This is a genomic window from Streptomyces sp. NPDC056169 (genome assembly GCF_042268445.1).
Taxonomy (GTDB): Bacteria; Actinomycetota; Actinomycetes; order Streptomycetales; family Streptomycetaceae; genus Streptomyces.
Map to the genome: position 1 here is coordinate 98,060 of NZ_JBHJUO010000025.1, position 17,248 is coordinate 115,307.

At 74.1% G+C, this 17,248-nt stretch carries 17 protein-coding genes; 8 read left to right on the top strand and 9 right to left on the bottom strand.

Features of this window, described 5'->3' with window-relative positions:
* Positions 1–63 precede the first annotated feature (63 nt).
* Positions 64–2,157: a restriction endonuclease gene (locus tag ACFC0G_RS34235; RefSeq protein ID WP_376411176.1), complete on the top strand. Its 2,094-nt coding sequence runs from the start codon at positions 64–66 to the stop codon at positions 2,155–2,157.
* 101 nt (positions 2,158–2,258) lie between these two features.
* Here the strand turns inward: ACFC0G_RS34235 and ACFC0G_RS34240 are convergent, their stop codons facing one another.
* Positions 2,259–3,650: an NAD(P)/FAD-dependent oxidoreductase gene (locus ACFC0G_RS34240; RefSeq protein ID WP_376411179.1), complete on the bottom strand. Its 1,392-nt coding sequence runs from the start codon at positions 3,648–3,650 to the stop codon at positions 2,259–2,261.
* Between the two features lie 173 nt (positions 3,651–3,823).
* On the opposite strand from ACFC0G_RS34240, the gene ACFC0G_RS34245 reads away from it, so the two are divergent.
* Genes ACFC0G_RS34245 through ACFC0G_RS34260 form a run of 4 tightly spaced genes read left to right on the top strand, consistent with a single transcriptional unit; the run spans position 3,824 to position 6,014 of the window.
* Entirely contained in the window at positions 3,824–4,270 is a 447-nt protein-coding gene (locus tag ACFC0G_RS34245) for a thioredoxin domain-containing protein (RefSeq protein WP_376411182.1), read from the top strand.
* Positions 4,271–4,279: 9 nt separating this feature from the next.
* Positions 4,280–5,173, top strand: a complete 894-nt coding sequence (locus ACFC0G_RS34250; protein WP_376411185.1) for an aminoglycoside phosphotransferase family protein — start codon at positions 4,280–4,282, stop codon at positions 5,171–5,173.
* A gap of 19 nt (positions 5,174–5,192) precedes the next feature.
* Positions 5,193–5,675: a GNAT family N-acetyltransferase gene (locus ACFC0G_RS34255; protein WP_376411188.1), complete on the top strand. Its 483-nt coding sequence runs from the start codon at positions 5,193–5,195 to the stop codon at positions 5,673–5,675.
* A gap of 9 nt (positions 5,676–5,684) precedes the next feature.
* Positions 5,685–6,014 (top strand): hypothetical protein, encoded by a 330-nt coding sequence (locus ACFC0G_RS34260; protein WP_376411191.1) that lies wholly within the window; start codon positions 5,685–5,687, stop codon positions 6,012–6,014.
* A gap of 64 nt (positions 6,015–6,078) precedes the next feature.
* Here ACFC0G_RS34260 and ACFC0G_RS34265 read toward each other — a convergent pair whose 3' ends face one another.
* The 5 genes from ACFC0G_RS34265 to ACFC0G_RS34285 all read right to left on the bottom strand — a co-directional run bounded on the left by ACFC0G_RS34265 (position 6,079) and on the right by ACFC0G_RS34285 (position 10,979).
* Positions 6,079–7,077 (bottom strand): zinc-binding dehydrogenase, encoded by a 999-nt coding sequence (locus tag ACFC0G_RS34265; protein WP_376411193.1) that lies wholly within the window; start codon positions 7,075–7,077, stop codon positions 6,079–6,081.
* 132 nt (positions 7,078–7,209) lie between these two features.
* The gene (locus ACFC0G_RS34270; RefSeq protein WP_376411196.1) at positions 7,210–8,373 is read right to left on the bottom strand and encodes an NAD(P)-binding protein; all 1,164 of its coding nucleotides are present in this window, start codon (positions 8,371–8,373) and stop codon (positions 7,210–7,212) included.
* 176 nt (positions 8,374–8,549) lie between these two features.
* On the bottom strand, positions 8,550–9,050 hold the full coding sequence (locus ACFC0G_RS34275; protein WP_376411199.1) for a hypothetical protein: 501 nt from the start codon (positions 9,048–9,050) through the stop codon (positions 8,550–8,552).
* A 13-nt stretch (positions 9,051–9,063) separates the two neighbouring features.
* Positions 9,064–9,726, bottom strand: a complete 663-nt coding sequence (locus ACFC0G_RS34280; RefSeq protein WP_376411202.1) for a response regulator — start codon at positions 9,724–9,726, stop codon at positions 9,064–9,066.
* 50 nt (positions 9,727–9,776) lie between these two features.
* Positions 9,777–10,979: a sensor histidine kinase gene (locus ACFC0G_RS34285; protein ID WP_376411205.1), complete on the bottom strand. Its 1,203-nt coding sequence runs from the start codon at positions 10,977–10,979 to the stop codon at positions 9,777–9,779.
* A gap of 131 nt (positions 10,980–11,110) precedes the next feature.
* On the opposite strand from ACFC0G_RS34285, the gene ACFC0G_RS34290 reads away from it, so the two are divergent.
* On the top strand, positions 11,111–12,151 hold the full coding sequence (locus ACFC0G_RS34290; protein ID WP_376411208.1) for an ATP-binding cassette domain-containing protein: 1,041 nt from the start codon (positions 11,111–11,113) through the stop codon (positions 12,149–12,151).
* Positions 12,148–12,951: an ABC transporter permease gene (locus ACFC0G_RS34295; protein ID WP_376411210.1), complete on the top strand. Its 804-nt coding sequence runs from the start codon at positions 12,148–12,150 to the stop codon at positions 12,949–12,951. Before ACFC0G_RS34290 ends, ACFC0G_RS34295 begins: the two co-directional genes overlap by 4 nt.
* A 21-nt stretch (positions 12,952–12,972) precedes the next feature.
* Here the strand turns inward: ACFC0G_RS34295 and ACFC0G_RS34300 are convergent, their stop codons facing one another.
* The 3 genes from ACFC0G_RS34300 to ACFC0G_RS34310 all read right to left on the bottom strand — a co-directional run bounded on the left by ACFC0G_RS34300 (position 12,973) and on the right by ACFC0G_RS34310 (position 16,243).
* Positions 12,973–14,262, bottom strand: a complete 1,290-nt coding sequence (locus tag ACFC0G_RS34300; protein WP_376411213.1) for an FAD-dependent monooxygenase — start codon at positions 14,260–14,262, stop codon at positions 12,973–12,975.
* A 93-nt stretch (positions 14,263–14,355) separates the two neighbouring features.
* Positions 14,356–14,976 (bottom strand): response regulator transcription factor, encoded by a 621-nt coding sequence (locus tag ACFC0G_RS34305; protein WP_317597815.1) that lies wholly within the window; start codon positions 14,974–14,976, stop codon positions 14,356–14,358.
* An 88-nt stretch (positions 14,977–15,064) separates the two neighbouring features.
* Positions 15,065–16,243: a sensor histidine kinase gene (locus tag ACFC0G_RS34310; protein WP_376411217.1), complete on the bottom strand. Its 1,179-nt coding sequence runs from the start codon at positions 16,241–16,243 to the stop codon at positions 15,065–15,067.
* A 304-nt stretch (positions 16,244–16,547) separates the two neighbouring features.
* On the opposite strand from ACFC0G_RS34310, the gene ACFC0G_RS34315 reads away from it, so the two are divergent.
* Entirely contained in the window at positions 16,548–17,087 is a 540-nt protein-coding gene (locus ACFC0G_RS34315; RefSeq protein ID WP_329622041.1) for a heme-binding protein, read from the top strand.
* The last annotated feature ends 161 nt before the right edge of the window (positions 17,088–17,248 follow it).

The following is a 17,248-nucleotide window of genomic DNA, read 5'->3' on the forward strand; positions in this document are numbered from 1 at the left end:
TCCTGTCCGGGACACTTGTGCCGTACGGGGGCGTACAGGTGGCGTTCGGGGAGGGGTGCGTGGATGGGGCGGCGTTCCGGTGGGCTGATCGGGGTCTGGGCCGAGCAGCAGCGGGTTGCGCAGAGGGAGCGGGAGGGGCAGCAGCAGGCGGTGCTGCGTCAGCGCAGGGAGGCGGAGAGCGCGCAGCGGGCGTACGAGCGGGACGTCGCCCGGATGCAGAAGGAGCAGAAGGCCGCCTATCGGCGGCATCGCGAGGATGACGCTCTGCGGCGGACCCACGAGCTGGACGCGCGGGTCGCGCAGCTTCAGGGGCTGCTCGTCTCCGGGTGCCGGGCTCCCTCCTTCGGCGTCGAGGGGTTGCGGCGGAGCGAGGACGTCGAGCCGTTCGCACCCGGGGCGTTGGGCGTGCCCGTCGCCATGCCGGACCAGCAGTACTACCAGGAGCACGGCGGGCGGGCGCGGTTCGAGCGGGACTGGTACGCGGCGCAGGCCGCCGAGGCGCGGCGCGTCGAGCAACTGGCCGCCTACCGGCGGGAGTACGACTCCTGGGCGGCGGCGCGGATCGAGGAGGTCCGGCGGCACAACGACGGCATCGCCGGGACCGCCGACGCGTTGAGCGCCGGTGAGCCGGAGACGGTCGTCGAGTTCTTCTCGGCGGTGCTTTTCGCCTCGACCTCTTGGCCCGAGGGGTTTCCTCGCGAGGTGGCCGCCGCCTACGACCGCGCCGGGCGGACCTTCGTCCTGGACTGGGACCTTCCCGAGTACGACATCGTGCCGGTCGCCAAGGGGGTCAAGTACCTGCCGGGCACGGACCAGGACAAGGAAGTGCCTCGGCCCGTTACCCAGCGGCGCGTTCTCTATCGGGACGTGCTCGCGCAGAGCGTCCTGCTTGCCGTGCGGGAGTTGTTCTCCGCCGATGTGGGCGGGGTGTTGGAGAGCGTTGCCCTCAATGGGTACGTGGGGGGTGTCGATCCTGCCACCGGGCTTGCCGGGCGGGTGTGCGTGGCCTCCGTCGTCGTGGGGCGGCGGGACTTCGACCGGTTGAACCTGGAGCTCGTCGGGGCCGTGGAGTGCCTGACCGGGGCCCTCGCCGGGCGGCTGTCCGCCAGGCCCGAGGAGCGGGTCGCCGTGGTGCCGCTGCGCGGGCCCGAGCAGGTGGGCTCGGACGTCGTCGTGCAGGGGGACGGCGAGGAGCCCGATCTGCTCGCCATGGATCCGATCGCCTTCGAGGGGCTCGTCGCCGAGCTGTTCCGGGCCCGCGGACTCCAGGCCGTCACCACGCGCCGGTCCAACGACGGCGGCGTGGACGTCGAGGCGCTGGATTCCGATCCGATCAGCGGCGGCTCGATCGTCGTGCAGGTGAAGCGGTACCGGAACACCGTCCCGCCGACCGCCGTACGCGATCTGTACGGGACCGTGCAGGACGCCGGGGCCAACAAGGGCGTCCTCGTCACGACCTCGAAGTTCGGGCCGGGCTCCTACGCCTTCGCCAACGGGAAGCCGCTGACGCTGATCTCCGGGGTCGAGCTCGTCGATCTGCTCCACCAGCACGGGCTGCGGGGGCGGTTGGGGTCGGGGGAGGTGTCGGAGCCCGCTCCTGAAGCGGGCGTGGCGGGCGTGGCGGGTGCGGGGGGTACAGGGGTTGCGGGGGGTGCCACCGCCGAGGCCGACGACGACTTCAATCTGCTCGGCATGGTGTGGTCGGGGTCCGTCGCCCTTGATGTGTGCGCCCTGGTCTGCGCCGGCAACCGGGTCCTCGGCGACGAGTGGTTCGTCTTCTTCAACAACCCTGCCACGCCTGACGGTTCCGTGGCGATGGTGGCGGCCGCCCCCGGCGACCGGGCCGCCGTACGGGTCGGCTTCGACGCGCTGCCCGCCCGCGCCGACCGGCTCGTGCTGGTGGCCGCGGTGGATCCGGAGGTGAACCCCGACGCCGACCTCGGCGGGTTCGCCGACGCGGGCATCCGGCTGCGGGACGACTCCGGCGTCGAGCTCGACCGCCTTGAGGTGTCCGACGGGCGGCCCGGGGAGACCGCGCTCGTCCTCGGGTCCTTCCGGCGGCGCCCCGGCGGCAACTGGGACTTCGTCCTCGGCGGCAAGGGGTACCGGGGCGGGCTTGAGGAGTTGGTGGGGGACTTCGGGATCGAAGTGGAGTGAGCCCACGGGGGTTGGTGGGTGGGGGTGTGGGGTGGGGGGTGTTCGGTCGTGGGTGGTCGGTCGTGGGCCCGGTGGCTGTGTCCGACGGGCCCCCTTCTCCCTCAGTGGCGGCCCGCCACCTTGTCCGCCAGCACCGCCACCCGGTCCGTCTCCGCGCTGTGGCCCGTGAGCTCGCGGCGGTCCGCGCCTCGGAAGGCCGCGTACATCGTCTGGACCGCGAGCCAGCGCAGCGGCTCCGGTTCCCACTTGCGGACCCTGTGGTTGACCCAGGGGAGGGCCGTGAGGTCGGTCGGGCCCGCCTGGCCCGAGTCCTGCTGGATCAGGTCGCGGAGGGTGCGGGCCGCAAGGTTGGCCGTGGCGACGCCCGAGCCGACGTAGCCGCCCGCCCAGCCCAGGCCCGTCGAGCGGTCGAGGGTGACGGTGGCGCACCAGTCGCGGGGGACGCCGAGGACGCCGGACCAGGCGTGGTCGATGCCGATGCCGGCGAGCTGCGGGAAGAAGCGGACCAGGATCTCGCGGAGGGCCTCGATCGTCTGGGGCTGGGTGCGGCCGTCGTTGTCGGTCTTCGAGCCGTAGCGGTACGGGACTCCCCGGCCGCCCAGCGCGATGCGGCCGTCCGCCGTGCGCTGCGCGTACATGTAGGCGTGCGCCATGTCGCCGAGGGTCTCGCGGCCCTCCCAGCCGATGGAGTCCCACTGGGCGTCCGTGAGGGGCTCGGTCGCGATCATCGAGGAGTTCATCGGCAGCCAGGTTCGGCGCTGGCCCGCGAGGGAGGCCGTGAAGCCCTCGGTGCAGCGCAGGACGTACGGGGCACGGACCGTGCCGTACGGGGTGATCGCGTGCTTCGGCTTGATCTCCGTCACGGGGGTCGATTCGTGGATCGTGACGCCGAGCGCCTCGACGGCCGCCGCCAGGCCCTTGACCAGCTTCACCGGGTGCAGGCGGGCGCCGTGCGGCGTCCATGACGAGCCGACGGCGCCGGTGACGCGGATGCGGGCGGCCGTCTCCCGGGCGCCGTACAGCTCGCGGTCCGCTTCGCCGTAGCCGAGTTCGGTGGCGTGGAACTCCTTCAGGCGGGACAGCTGGGCCGGGGTGAGCGCCACTTCGAGGACGCCTCCGCGGTGCTGGTCCGCCTCGATCTTCTCCGTCTCGCAGACGTCGAGGACCTCGTCGACGGTGGCGTTCATGGCCTGCTGGAGGCGGACGGCGGCCTCGTGGCCGTGGAGCTTGGCGTAGCGGGCGCGGCCCGCGATGCCATTGTAGAGCCAGCCGCCGTTGCGCCCGGAGGCGCCGTAGCCGCAGAACTTGGCTTCGAGGACGGTGATGTTGAGGAACGGGACGGCCTTCTTGAGGTAGTAGGCGGTCCACAGGCCGGTGTAGCCGCCGCCGACGATGCAGACGTCGGCGGCGGTGTCGCCGGGGAGCGGCTCGCGGGGCTCGGGGGCGCCCTCCTGCCCGTACCAGAACGAGATGCCGCCGTTGACCGTACTCATGTGTCGTTCCTCAGTCCGTCTGCCGGGTGCGTGGGCGGGACGTTACCGGGGGCCTTGGGCCTGTGGATACGGGTCTTTCGGCGGCGGTTTCCGGGTGGGGCCCGGCCTAGGTTCGGGGGAGTGGATCCGGTGCGGACTCCGTGCGGATTTCGTTGCTCCGGAAGGGCTCTCCCATGGTCGTCCGCAGGACCCGCCGTGTCGTCGCCGGCGCTGTCGTCGTCGGTCTCATGGGGCTTGCGGGAGTGGGGTGTTCGGCGGGCGGTGCGCCCGTCGCGGCGACGGTGGCCGTGGCTCCCGGCGAGAACGCCGAGGTGCTCGCCGGGCTTCCCGCCGTCGTGGACGGTGCGAAGATCGTCGTGGGGAAGTCGACGGCTCCCCACACCGTCACCGTGCTCGTCGATCCCCGGTGCAGCTACTGCGCGAAGTTCGAGGCGAGCGCCGGGACGGTCCTCGCCGACGAGGCCGCTGCGGGGAACGTGCGCGTCGAGTACGTCGTCGCCTCCTTCCTGGACGCACGGACCGGCGGTACGGCCTCGGCGCGCGCCGCGAACGCGCTGCGGGCGGCCGTGGACGCCGAGGCCGGGGAATTCTCGAAGGCGCTGCGCGACGCCGGTGTCTAGCCTGGCCGTGTGATTCACGTACCCGAAGAACTCGCGCGGTCGCAGGCCAAGTACAACGGGGAAGCGGGCCGGGCGTTCGTCGCCGGGCTGCCGGGGCGGGCCGAGGAGTTCCTCGGCCGGTGGGGGCTGCGGGTCACCGGCCCCTCGATGCACGGCGTGGCCTCGCTGGTGCTGCCCGTGGAGCGGGTCGCGGACGGTACCCGCGCCGCGCTGAAGATGCAGCTCCTCGACGACGAGTCCGAGGGGGAGCCCGTCGGGCTGCGGGTGTGGGACGGGGCCGGCGCGGTGCGCCTCGTCGAGCACGACGCCGCGACCGGGACGATGCTGCTGGAGTGGCTCGACGCCGCCCGGCCGCTCTCCTCGGTCGCCGACACCCGGGAGGCCCTGCGGATCGTGGCGGGGCTGCTCGCCCGGCTCGTGGCGGTCCCCGCGCCCCCGGGGCTGCGGACCCTCGGCGACATCGCCGCCGGGATGCTGGCGGACGTACCGGAAGCGGCCGCACGGCTCGGCGCGGCGGACGCGGCCGTCCTGCGGGACTGCGCGGCCGCCGTACGGGACGTGGTGGGCGAGCCAGGGGACCGGCTGCTCCACTGGGACCTGCACCTGGACAACGTGCTCGCGTCGGAGCGCGAGCCCTGGCTGGCCATCGACCCCAAGCCGCTCGCCGGGGACCCGGGGTTCGATCTGCTGCCCGTGCTCATGGACCGCTTCGATCCCCATCCCGACGAGGCCCTGTGGCGGTTCGACCTGCTGGCCGAGGTCGTCGGCGACCGGCGGCGGGCGGTGGCGTGGACGCTCGGCCGGGTCCTGCAGAACGGGCTCTGGGACGTCGAGGACGGCGAGCCGGAGCTGGCTGCCGAGCAGGTGGCGCTCGCGCGAATCCTGCTGGCCAGAAGGGCGTGACTCGGGGCAGGCTGGTCCCATGATCCGTACCGCCACGCCTGCCGATGTCCCCGTCGTCTTCGCCATGATCCGCGACCTCGCGGAGTACGAGAAGTCCCTCCACGAGGTCCGTACGACCCCGGACCAGCTCCACGAGGCCCTCTTCGGCGACCGCCCCGCCGCCTTCGCCCACATCGCGGAGACGGAGTCCGGCGAGGTCGCCGGCTTCGCGCTCTGGTTCCTCAACTTCTCGACCTGGCGCGGTGTCCACGGCATCTACCTGGAGGACCTGTACGTCCGTCCGGAGATGCGGGGCGGCGGCCACGGCAAGGCCCTGCTGGCCGAGCTCGCCCGGATCTGCGTGGACCGCGGCTACGAGCGCCTGGAGTGGTCCGTCCTGAACTGGAACAAGCCGTCGATCGACTTCTACGAGTCCCTGGGCGCCCGCCCGCAGGACGAGTGGACGGTGTACCGCCTCACGGACGGGGCGCTGGCGGAGCTCGGTGGAGCGGGAGTGTTGTAGGAAGGGGGCATGGATATCGAGCAGCGGTTTCAGCGGATCACCGACTTCATCGAGGCGCGCCTGACGCCCCTCTTCGACCCTTCGAACGGGAAGGACCACGGCTTCGGGATGGACGACACGTCCCGGGCCCTGCGCGCCCTGCGCTACACGGTGCAGGCCGCGTCGGCGGTCAAGGGGCTCGTGGAGAAGCGGGAGTCGGAGCCGGAACTGCGGCCCGTGGTCGACCAGGCCCTTGAGCACAACTGGGACGTGCTGCGATCCGCCGCCCGCATGTGGGAGGACCACGCCGACTTCCAGAAGGAGTTCAAGGCGCATTCCTGGGACGTCATCGGCGTCTGAGCCCGGCTGAGCCCCCTGGTCCGTCGGCGTGTGGTCTGTCGGCGTGCCGCCGCCTGCTGATCTTCTACGGGATCAGGACCACCTTGCCCGTCGTGCCCCGGTTCTCCAGGGCGCGGTGGGCCTCCGCCGCGTCCGCCAGGGGGAAGCGGCGGACCGCCGGGCGGAGGCTGCCGTCGGTCGCGGCGGCGAGGGCGGCGAGTTCGAGGTTCCGGACGTTGCCGCCCGCCTTCTGGATCATGACGGGGCCGAGGACGGACTCCGAGGTGATGCCCCGTTCCGCGAGCTCCTCCGGCGTGAACGTCAGCGCCTCGCCGTCGTGCAGGCCCGTGCCGGACCAGCCGAACACGAGGTGCTGCCCGCCCTCCCCGAGGAGGTCCACGGCGGCGCGGCCGGTGTCGCCGCCGACCGAGTCGAAGACGACGGTCGCGGAGCGCCCGCCGAGGTGGGCGCGGACCTTCTCCGGCCAGTCCGGCTCCTTGTAGTCCACGGCGAAGTCTGCGCCGTTCGCCTCGACGAGCGCGACCTTCGCGGGGCCGCCGGCGAGGCCGACGACGGTCGCGCCCGCGTTCTTCGCGTACTGGACGAGCAGGGTGCCGATGCCGCCCGCGGCCGCCGGGACGATCGCGACCGAGTCGGGGCCGAGCTCGGTGAAGCGGAGGATGCCCAGGGTCGTGCGGCCCGTGCCGATCATCGCGACGGCCTCGGCCTCCCCGAGGTGCTCGGGCAGGGCGTGCAGGCGGGCGGCGTCCGTGACGGCGAGTTCCGCGTACCCGCCGGGGACCATGCCGAGGTGGGCGACGACCCGCTTGCCGAGCCAGGACGGGTCGGTGCCCTCGCCGAGCGCGTCCACGGTGCCGGCGACCTCGCGGCCGGGGATCGTCGGGAGCGTGGCGGGGGCGGGGAACGGGCCGGTGTGGCCGAGGCGCAGCGCGGTGTCGAGGAGGTGCACGCCGGCGGCGGCGACGCGGATGCGGACCTGGCCGGGCGCCGGTACGGGGTCGGCGGTCTCCTCGTAGGTGAGGTTCTCGGCGGGGCCGAAGGCGTGGAGGCGGATGGCGTGCATGACGGTTCCCCTGTCGTCGTGTGGCGTCGGTACGGCGTCGTGGTGGCGTCGGACGTGGTCGTACGTCGCCGTGCGTCGTCGTACGGGAGCTTTCCCGCGGTGCTTTCTTCGTGACAGGAAGAGCCTCCGACCTCAAGCGCGCTTGAGGTCAAGCAGTTCCGTGCGGACGGCCAGCGACACCGCCTCGATCGCGCTCGTGAACGACACCTCCGACAGCACTCCGGGCGCCGCCACCTGGTCGCCCACCAGGTACACGCCGTCGCCCCGGTCGATCGCCGGCCGGTCGCGCCAGGTCGTGCCGGGCCGGTCCACCGCTCCCGTACGGCCCTGGGACACGGCCTCCCGCCGCCACACCGTCCGCTCGCGCCAGCCGGGGAAGCCGCGGTCGAGCAGCCGCTCGGCGTGGGCGACGCCGTCCGCCTTGGACTCGTCGGGGCCGATGGGCAGCTGGGCCTGGACCAGCTGCTGTCCGGCGGGGGCGAGGCCGGGGTCCTGCGCCGTGAACCGCTCGACCCAGCCGGGCGCGTCCAGGTCCGAGACCGCGAACGGGTCGCCCTTCCGGGTCCGCAGCGCCAGGTCCAGCAGGACCGTACGCCCGCTGTCCCAGGTCAGCGACGGGTCGCCGAGGAGCCGGGCGGCGGCGGGCAGCGCGGTGGCGACGACCACCGGTCCCTCGTCGAGCGGCAGGCTGTCGACGCGGGACGAGGTCTCGATCCGTACGCCCGTCTCCCAGGCGCGCGCGACCATCCGCTCGATCAGCTGCCCCCAGCCGCCCCGGACGTAGTGCGCCTCGGGCGGCAGGGAGCCGGCCCGGTGCAGGCGCTCCTGGACGAAGCGGGCCGAGAGCGAGCCCGGGTCGTGGTGGAAGAGCGCGACCGCGCTGTAGGCGGCGGCCTCGCGGGCGGTCCGCTCGCCCGCGAGGCCGGTGGCCCAGGTGCGGAAGTCCAGGTCGACGGGGGCCTGCGCGGCGCCGCGCAGGGCCTGGCGCAGCAGGCCGAGCGGCGGGGTGCGGCGCAGGGCGCCGTCACGGTGGAAGCGGAGGCGGAGGGCCTCGGCGGGCGGCAGCGGGGCGAGCGGGCCGAGGAGGCCGCGCTGCTTGAGCCAGGTCCAGTGAGGGCCGCCGGCGTAGAGGGCGTGCGGGCCTTCGTTGGTGCGGTACGTGCCTTCGGCGGTACGGGCCCGGCCGCCGGGCGTCCGGTGGGCCTCGTACACGGTCACCTTGGCGCCGGCCTCGGCGGCGGTGATCGCCGCGGTGAGTCCCGCGAAGCCGCCGCCGATGATCGTGAGCTTGCGCATGTCCGTCTCCCCTGTGTCCCGGTCCGGCCCGGTCCGTTCCCGGTCTCGTGTGGAGGACGGATGACGGGGGCGCGTTTGTGACATCGGGGCGCCGAGAGGGGCCGAGGGGGCTCTGCGGGAGTTCCTGCGGGAGTCTGCGGGAGTCTGCGGGAGTCCTGCGGGAGTCCCGCGGGGCTCTACGGGAGGCGGGGGAAGCGGGCCTGGAGGGACCAGACGGCCGGGTTGTCGCCGAGGCCCTCGTGCATGTCGGTGAGGTCGGCGATCAGGTCGTGCAGGAAGTCGCGGGCCTCGCGGCGCAGTTCGGCGTGGTTGAAGGTGACCGGCGGCTCGTCGCCCGGCATCCAGTCGGCCTCGACGTCGACCCAGCCGAAGCGGCGCTCGAAGAGCATCCGGTCCGAGGACTCGGTGAAGTCGAGCTCCGCGTACTGCGGCTGCGCGGCGCGGCTGCCGCGCGGGTCCTGGTCGAGCTGCTCGACGATGTCGCACAGGGCCCAGGCGAAGTCGAGGACCGGGACCCATCCCCAGGCTGTGGACACCTCGCGGTCGGCCTCGGTGTCGGCGAGGTAGACGTCCCCGCAGAAGAGGTCGTGCCGCAGGGCGTGGACGTCCGCGCGGCGGTAGTCGGTCTGCGGCGGGTCGGGGAAGCGACGGGAGAGGGAGTAGCCGATGTCGAGCACGGGACCGATGGTGTCACGGCACCAGGCCCGTCTCGTACGCGAGGACGACGAGCTGCACCCGGTCGCGGGCGTCCAGCTTGCTGAGGAGGCGCGCGACGTGCGCCTTGGCGGTGGCCGCGCTGATGTGGAGCCGTACCGCGATCTCGCCGTTGGACAGGCCGCGGCCGACGAGGGTGAGCACCTCCCGCTCCCGCGCCGTCACGCCGGTGAGGGGCCGGGACCGGGCGGGCGCCGGGCCCGGTTCGGGGCGGGCCGCGAACTCCTCGATCAGTCGGCGGGTGACGGCCGGGGCGATCAGGGCGTCCCCGGCGGCGACCACGCGGAGCGCCGCGAGGATGTCGTCCAGGGCCATGTCCTTGACCAGGAAGCCGCTCGCCCCGGAGCGGAGCGCGCCGTACACGTACTCGTCGTCGTCGAAGGTCGTGAGGACGAGGACCCGGGGCGCGTCGGGGCCCGCGGTGACGAGCCGGGTGGCCTCGATGCCGTCCATGCCGGGCATCCGGACGTCCATCACGACCACGTCGGGCCGGAGGTCGCGGGCGAGCCGGACGGCTTCGGTGCCGGTGCCGGCCTCGCCGACGACCGCGAGGTCGGGGCTGTCGGCCATCAGGACGCGCAGGCCCGCCCGGACCAGCGGCTGGTCGTCGACGAGGAGGACGCGGATGGGTGGGTCCACGGGGTTCACGGGGTTCGCAGGGTTCACGGGGTTCGCGGGGTTCACGGGGTTCACGGGACGCGGGGGCCTTCCTGGGGAAGCGGCAGGGGCAGCGCCGCGGTCACGTGGAAACCGCCGCCCGGGCGGGGTCCCGCGGAGAAACGGCCGCCGAGGAGCGCTGCCCGCTCCCGCATGCCGACGATGCCGTACCCGGCCCCGGTGGCCGCGGTGGGGGGTTTCGCCGGGCCGTCGTCGGCGATCTCGACGAGCAGCGTGTCCTCGCTCCGGTCCACGGTCACCCGGCAGGCGGGCGTGGACGCGTGGCGGACGACGTTCGTCAGCGACTCCTGCACGATCCGGTACGCCGCCAGGTCGACCTCGGGCGGCAACGACCGCCCGGGTCCGCCGAGGTGCCGCACCTCGACCCGTACGCCCGCGTCGGCCGTGGACGCGACGAGCCGGTCCAGATCGGCGAGGCCCGGAGCGGGGTCCCGCGGGGCGGGGGTGTCCATCGCAGAGGCCCGCAGCGCGCCCAGGGTGCGGCGCAGTCCGGCGAGGGTCTCCCGGCTGGTGGTCTCGATGGTGGCGAGGGCGTTGCGGGCCTCGGCGGGCTGGGTGTCGATGACCCGGCGGCCGACACCCGCCTGGATGGCGATGACGCCGATGCTGTGCGCGATGACGTCGTGCAGCTCGCGCGCGATCCGCAGCCGCTCGGCCGTGACGGCCTCCGCCGCCGTCCGGGCGCGCAGCTCCGACGCGTGCGTGCGCCGCTCGCGTACCGAACGGCCGAGCAGCCCGGCGGTGAGGAGCGCGAGGGCGAGAGCCAGGGACGTGGTGACGAAGACGTTCTGGCCGGAGGTCGTGTACAGCGCGGTGCCGATCTGCGCGAGGAGCGCCACGAGGGCCGCGGGCACCGCGACCCGGAGCGGACGCCGGGCCGCCAGCCACCCGACGCCGACGTCGGCGGCGAGGACCGGGAGGTACACCAGCTCGGGGGCCGGGCGGGTCGTCGCCGCCGCGAACAGTCCGACGAGGAGCAGACCGAGCGCCGTCTCCGGCCTGCGCCGTGCCAGGGGCAGCAGCATGCCGATGCCGGTGGTGATGAGGACGAGACGCAGCTCCGTCGAGCGGAACGGGCCGGCCTGCACGCCGAAGAAGAGGACGAAGGGGTGGGCGGCGGCCATGCACCAGGCCAGGACCCCGGACACGCGTCCGGTGAGGGGGGAAGGGGCGGCGGGCGCGGCCGTGGTCGAGGGCGTGGCGGTGGCGGGCATGGGCCGATCGTAGGCGGGGGCGGACGGCCGGGCATCGGCCCGCGGGCGTACGCCTCCGGGCCACCCCGCCGGCCCGCTCGTGGCCGACGGGCCGATGCCGGCGGGGGTGTCCTCCCGGCAGCGTGGACCGGGTGATCGACGTACGAGAACTGACGAAACGTTATGGCCGCCCCTCTCGCCGAACCCACCGCCGACTCCTCCCTCTCCCCCTCGCTCGGCGAGGGTCGGGCGGAGACGGGTCCGCTCCCGCCGGAGGCCGGTCCGCTCCCGCCGGAAGCGTCCGCGCCGCCGTCGACGGGCTCAGCTTCCGCGTGCGGCCCGGGCGGGTGACCGGGTTCCTCGGGCCCAACGGGGCCGGGAAGTCCACGACCCTGCGGCTGATCCTGGGGCTGAACGAGCCCACCTCCGGGAGCGCGACCGTCGACGGGCGGCGGTTCCGGGACCTGCCCCGGGGGCTGCGGCACGTCGGGGCGCTGCTCGACGCGCACGACGTGCACGGCGGCCGGACCGCCCGGGCGCACCTGGCCGCGCTCGCCCGCACCAACGGCATCCCGCGCCGCCGGGTCGGCGAGGTCCTCGACGAGGTGGGGCTCGCCGAGGTGGCCCGGCAACGGATCGGCGGATACTCGCTCGGCATGCGGCAGCGGCTCGGGATCGCCGCCGCCCTGCTCGGCGACCCGCCGGTCCTGCTCTTCGACGAGCCGGTCAACGGCCTGGACCCGGAGGGCGTGATGTGGGCGCGCGGACTGTTCCGGCGGCTCGCCGCCGAGGGGCGCACGGTGTTCGTCTCCAGCCATCTGATGAGCGAGATGGAGCACACCGCCGACGACCTCGTCGTCATCGGCCGCGGCCGGCTGATCGCCGCGGAGAGCCTGGCGGAGTTCGCCGCGCGCGGCTCCGGTGGCGGGGTGACCGTACGGACCGCCGACCCGGCCGCCGCACCGGGCCTCGCCGCCGCCCTGGCCCGGGAGGGGGCGACCGTACGGCCTCCGGGCGGTGCGGGCGGGGCGTTCACCGTGACCGGGTTGGGTGCGGAACGCATCGGCGCGCTCGCCCTCCGGTCCGGCGCCGTGCTCGCCGAACTGGCCGCCCGCTCCTCCTCCTTGGAGGACGCGTTCATGGAACTGACCGCTGACAGCGTCGAGTTCCAGAAGAAGGGCGGGAACCGATGACCGCCCGTTTCCGGGATCTCCTCGCCGCCGAGTGGATGAAGCTGTGGTCCCTGCGCTCCACCCCCTGGGCCTTCGGCGTCGGCGCGTTCGCCGTCCTCGGCATCAACCTCAACGCGACCTTCGCCGACTACCGGAACTACCCGCACTACGCCCAGGGCATCCGCGACCTGTTCGTGCCCATCTGGGCGATGCGGGACGCCTTCACCCTAGGCGGGGCCATGGTGTTCATGCTCGCGACCGGCTCCATCGGCGCGCTCGTGATCGTCGGCGAGTACGGCACCGGCCAGATCCGTACGACCTTCGCGGCCGTTCCCGACCGGCGGGCCGTGGTGGCGGCGAAGACGCTGGTCCTCACCGGCGTCATGCTCGTGTACGGGGCCCTCGTCGCCGCCGTCTCCTTCGCCGCGACGCAGGCCGTGCTCTCCGGCCGGGGCGTCGGCATGTCGATCGGCTACGAGGGTGCGCCGGCCGCCGTCACCGCGTCCGCCCTGCTCGCCCCGGTGTGCGCGCTCGCCGGCTTCGGCCTCGGGGCGCTCCTGCGGCACACGGCGACCACGATCGTCAGCGTCACCGGAGTCCTGCTTCTGCTGCCCGCGCTCGTCGACGACCGGAACCGCTGGTCGGCGACGTTCCTGCACGCCCTGCCGCAGGGTGCGTGGCGGCGGCTCACGGAGGTGGGCGACTCGCCGGTGCCGGTGCTCTACCCGTGGACGACGGGCGGGGCGTGGACCGTGTACGCGGCCTGGTCGCTGGGCGCGGTGGCGGTGGCCGTGATCGCGGTCCACCGCCGGGACGTGTGAACCCCGCCCCTTGCGCGAGGTTCAGCGGCGGCCGTGGACCGCGCGGGCGACGCGGGGTCCCAGCCAGCGCTTGAGGCGGCGCAGGGCTTCGAGTCGTCCGGCGGCCCGGTCGATCCGGTAGTACAGCTGCGGCGGGATGTGCGGGAGCAGCGGCGAGTGGCGCTGGCCGAGGAGCGCGAACATCTGCGCCGGTTCGAGCCGCATGTAGCGGGGGAGGTTCTCGTACCACTGGGCGCTGTACCGGGCCGCGCTCTGGGCCGAGAGGAGCTCGGCGCGGCGGCGCTTCCCGTATGTGGTGAGGGCGGCGTCGAGGCCGGCGGGGGAGCGCAGCGCCTCGGGGGCGCGCAGGGCGTCCGCGAGGGCGAGCGCGTCCTCCAGGGCCAGGGTGGTGCCCGCGCCGATCGAGTAGTGCGTGGTGTGGGCGGCGTCGCCGAGGAGGACCAGGTTGCCGCGGTGCCAGACCCGGTTGGTGAGCGTGCGGAAGGTGAGCCACTGGGCGGGGCGGGCGGCGTCGTCGGCACCGGCGGCACCGGCGGCACCGTCGGCACCGGCGGCACCGCCGGCGGCGGCGGCGGTCTGCGCGCGGCCGATCAGTTCGTGGCCGTCGAGGAGGTCGTGGAAGAGTTTCTCCAGGAGGCGCAGGCCGTCGGTCTCGCTGCTCGTGTCGAGGCCGAGGCCGGTCCACGTCGCGGGGGAGCACTCGACGACACAGGTGGAGCGCTCGCCGCTGAACCCGTAGGCGTAGCACCAGATCCAGCCGTGCTCGGTCTCCTTGAAGGCGAAGCTGAAGGAGTCGAAGACCTTGGTGGTGCCGAGCCAGACGTACTGGTTGCGGCCGGCGGCGACCTCGCTGCCGAAGTGGTCCGCGTGCGCCTCGCGCAGCACGCTGTTGACCCCGTCGGCGGCGACGACCAGGTCCGCGTCGGCGAGTTCGGGGGCGTCCGGGCCGGTGACGTCGTGCTCGAAGGAGACCCGTACGCCGAGCTCCTCGGCGCGGTCGGCGAGGAGCATGAGCATCCGGCGCCGTCCGATGCCGAAGCCGGCGTCGCCGCGGTGGACGGTCCGCTCGTCGCGGACGATCGCGACGCCGTCGGTCCAGGTGACCGAGGCCTCGGCGACGGCCGCGGCGGACTCGGGATCGCCCGCGCGCAGCTTGTCGAGGAGCCCGGCCCAGTAGGTGACGCCCCAGCCGTACGTGGAGCCCTCGGGGTTCCGTTCGTACACGGCGATGTCGTGGGACGGGTCCTGCCGCTTCAGCAGGATCGAGAGGTAGAGGCCGGCGGGGCCGCCGCCGACGATGGCGAGCTTCACGTGCGCTCCCACTGAGAACTGAGACATGACACCGTGCGGTCGGACGGTAGCGCACAGTAGCAGTGGTGGTGGGGGCGCGGAGGGAAATGGGCCCTACGGCAGCAGGCGGCGTTCCTTCGCCACCGCCACGGCGCCCGCGCGCGTGTCGACGCCGAGCTTCGCGTAGATCCGGCCGAGGTGGGTCTTCACCGTCGCCTCGCTGATGAACAGGGCCCGCGCGATCTCGCGGTTGCCGAGGCCCCGCCCCAGCTGGCCGAGGATGTCCCGCTCGCGGTCGGTGAGGCTCGGCCCCGCCGCGCCCCGCATCCGGTCCATGACCCGGCTCGCGACCGGCGGCGAGAGGGCGGTGCGGCCCTGCGCGGCGGAGTGGATCGCGGCGAACAGCTCCTCGGGCCGTTCGGCCTTCAGGAGGTAGCCGGTGGCGCCCGCCTCGATGGCCCGGGTGATGTCGGCGTCGGTGTCGTACGTGGTGAGGACGAGGACGTGGACACCCGTGGGGGCGATCAGCCGGGTCGCCTCGACGCCGTCGATGCCCGGGCCGAGCTGGAGGTCCATGAGGACGACGTCGGGCTTCAGCTTCGCCGCCATGGCGACGGCCTCCTCGCCGCTGCCGGCCTCGCCGACGACCTCGATGTCGGGGGTGCTGCCGAGGAGGGCGAGCAGCCCGGCGCGGACGACGACGTGGTCGTCGCAGAGGAGGATCCGTACGGACATCACGACTCCAGGGACTGGTGGGAGGGGGAGGGGGAGGGGGAGGGGACGGGGGTGGCGGGCAGGGGCAGGGGTTCGGAGGGGCGGGGGCTCAGGGTGTCAGGGGTATCGCGGCCGAGAGGACCGTGCCCTCGCCGGGCGCGGACTCGACCGTCAGGGTGCCGCCGAGCTGCTGCGCCCGTACCCGCATCGCGCGCAGCCCGTGGCCGCGCAGGCCCGGGTCGCGGGCGACCGCCGGGTCAAAGCCGTGGCCGTCGTCGGCGATGTCCAGGACCACCTGGTCGTCGAGGTACGTGAGGGTCAGGGCGGCGGAGTCGGCGCCCGCGTGCTCGCGGATGTTGGCGAGGGCGCCCTGCGCGATCCGCAGGAGCGCCGACTGCGTCCGGTCGGGCAGCGGCACCGCGGTGCCGTCCACCCGGAAGTCCGCCGACTCGCGGGCCGCCAGACCGCGCAGGGCCTCTTCCAGCCCGCCGCCCTCGGCGAGGTCGGCCGGGGCGAGGTCCTGGACGAAGCGGCGCGCCTCGGCGAGGTTGCGCTCGGCGATGGACTCGGCGGTACGGACGTGGCGGCGGGCGGTCGTCGGGTCGCTGTTCCAGGTGCGGTCCGCGGCCTGGAGCAGCATCTGCTGGCTGGACAGGCCCTGCGCGAGGGTGTCGTGGATCTCCATGGAGAGCCGCTGGCGCTCGGCGAGGGTGCCCTCGCGGCGCTCGATGGCGGCCAGTTCGCGCCGGGTGCGGATCAGGTCGTGGATGAGCGCCCGCTGCCGCGCGGCCTGCCGGTCGGAGTACACGAACACCCCGGTGGCGATGGCGGCGACGGCCGGCGGCGCGACGATCAGGTTCGGGTCCCAGCCGCCGTGGGCGAGCTGCACCTGCGCGAAGACGACGAACGCGGTGAGCAGGACGACCAGGCCGAGCGCGGCACGCGGCGGGAGGGTGCGCAGGCCCGTGTAGAAGAGCGGGACCGCGCACCAGGCGAAGCTGGGCGCGAGGACGACGAGGACGATCCAGACGGCGACGACCGTGCTCAGCCAGGCGATCCGGCGCGGGGCGGCGCGGGTGCCGACGACGGGGCCGAGGAGGTAGAGGGAGGCGAGGGCGCCGGAGAGGGCGACGATCCAGGGGCTGCGGTCCTCCCAGGGGTGGCGCAGCAGGAAGCGGGCGAGGGAGGCGCCGAGGAGGAGGAAGAACGCGATGTGCATGACCCGCGCGAGCCAGGGGGCGTCCGGGTCCTGCTCGGTGGGCGGCCGTGTCGCCTGCCTGCCTTCCATTCCGGACTCCTCGCCTTCCTGACGTGCCGGTCTGACCTGGGGATATCAATCCATCCTGACCCGTAGGGACCAGACCGGCATCAGCCGATCGGCTGACCCGGACGTCCTCCAGTGTGCGCGAGGAGGGCAGCCGGACCGTGGACCGGAAGGCCCCGGGTCCGGCCACAGGATGGATCTCAGAGCGAACGAAGCGAACGAAGCGAACGAACGGCCTCCTCGCCCCGAACGCTCCCCGCCCTCCTCGTTCTCCCCGTCCTCCCCGTCCTCCCTGTCCTCCCCTCCTCCTCACCTCACGGAGTTCCTCATGAAGAAGATCCTCTTCGGTGCCACCGCTGCCGCTGTCGTCGCCGCCGGTACCTTCGGCGCGGTCTCCGCGAACGCCTCCGCCCCGGCCGCCGCCCCCGCCGCCGTCGTCCGTGCCGACGCCGGCAACGACAACCTCCAGCAGTCGACGCACCTGACGATCGAGGCCGCCACCAAGGCCGCCCAGGCGACCCTCGACGCCGCCGAGAAGGAGAACCAGCGCGTCTCCGTCGCCGTCGTCGACCGCAACGGCAACACCATCGTGACCCTGCGCGGCGACGGCGCCGGCCCGCAGTCCTACGAGTCCGCCGAGCGCAAGGCCTTCACCGCCGTCTCGTGGAACGCCCCGACCTCCGTCCTCGCCGGCCGCCTCGCCCAGGCCCCGAACCTGAAGGACATCCCCGGCACCCTGTTCCTCGCGGGCGGCGCCCCGGTCACCGCCAAGGGCGCGCCCATCGCGGGCATCGGTGTCGCGGGCGCCCCGTCCGGCGACCTGGACGAGAAGTTCGCCCAGGCGGGCGTGGCCGCGCTCGCCAACTGAGCTCGCGCTCGGCAGTAGCCCCCCGGCTGGTGGTGGGGGCCCGGGCCCCCCCCCCGGCCCCCCCCCCCGGGGGGGGGGGGGGCCCCCCCAAACCGGCCGGGGGGGGGGGGTTAATTGTGCGGGGATGGGGGGGGGTGGTGGGTGTTTTTCGGGGCGCCCGG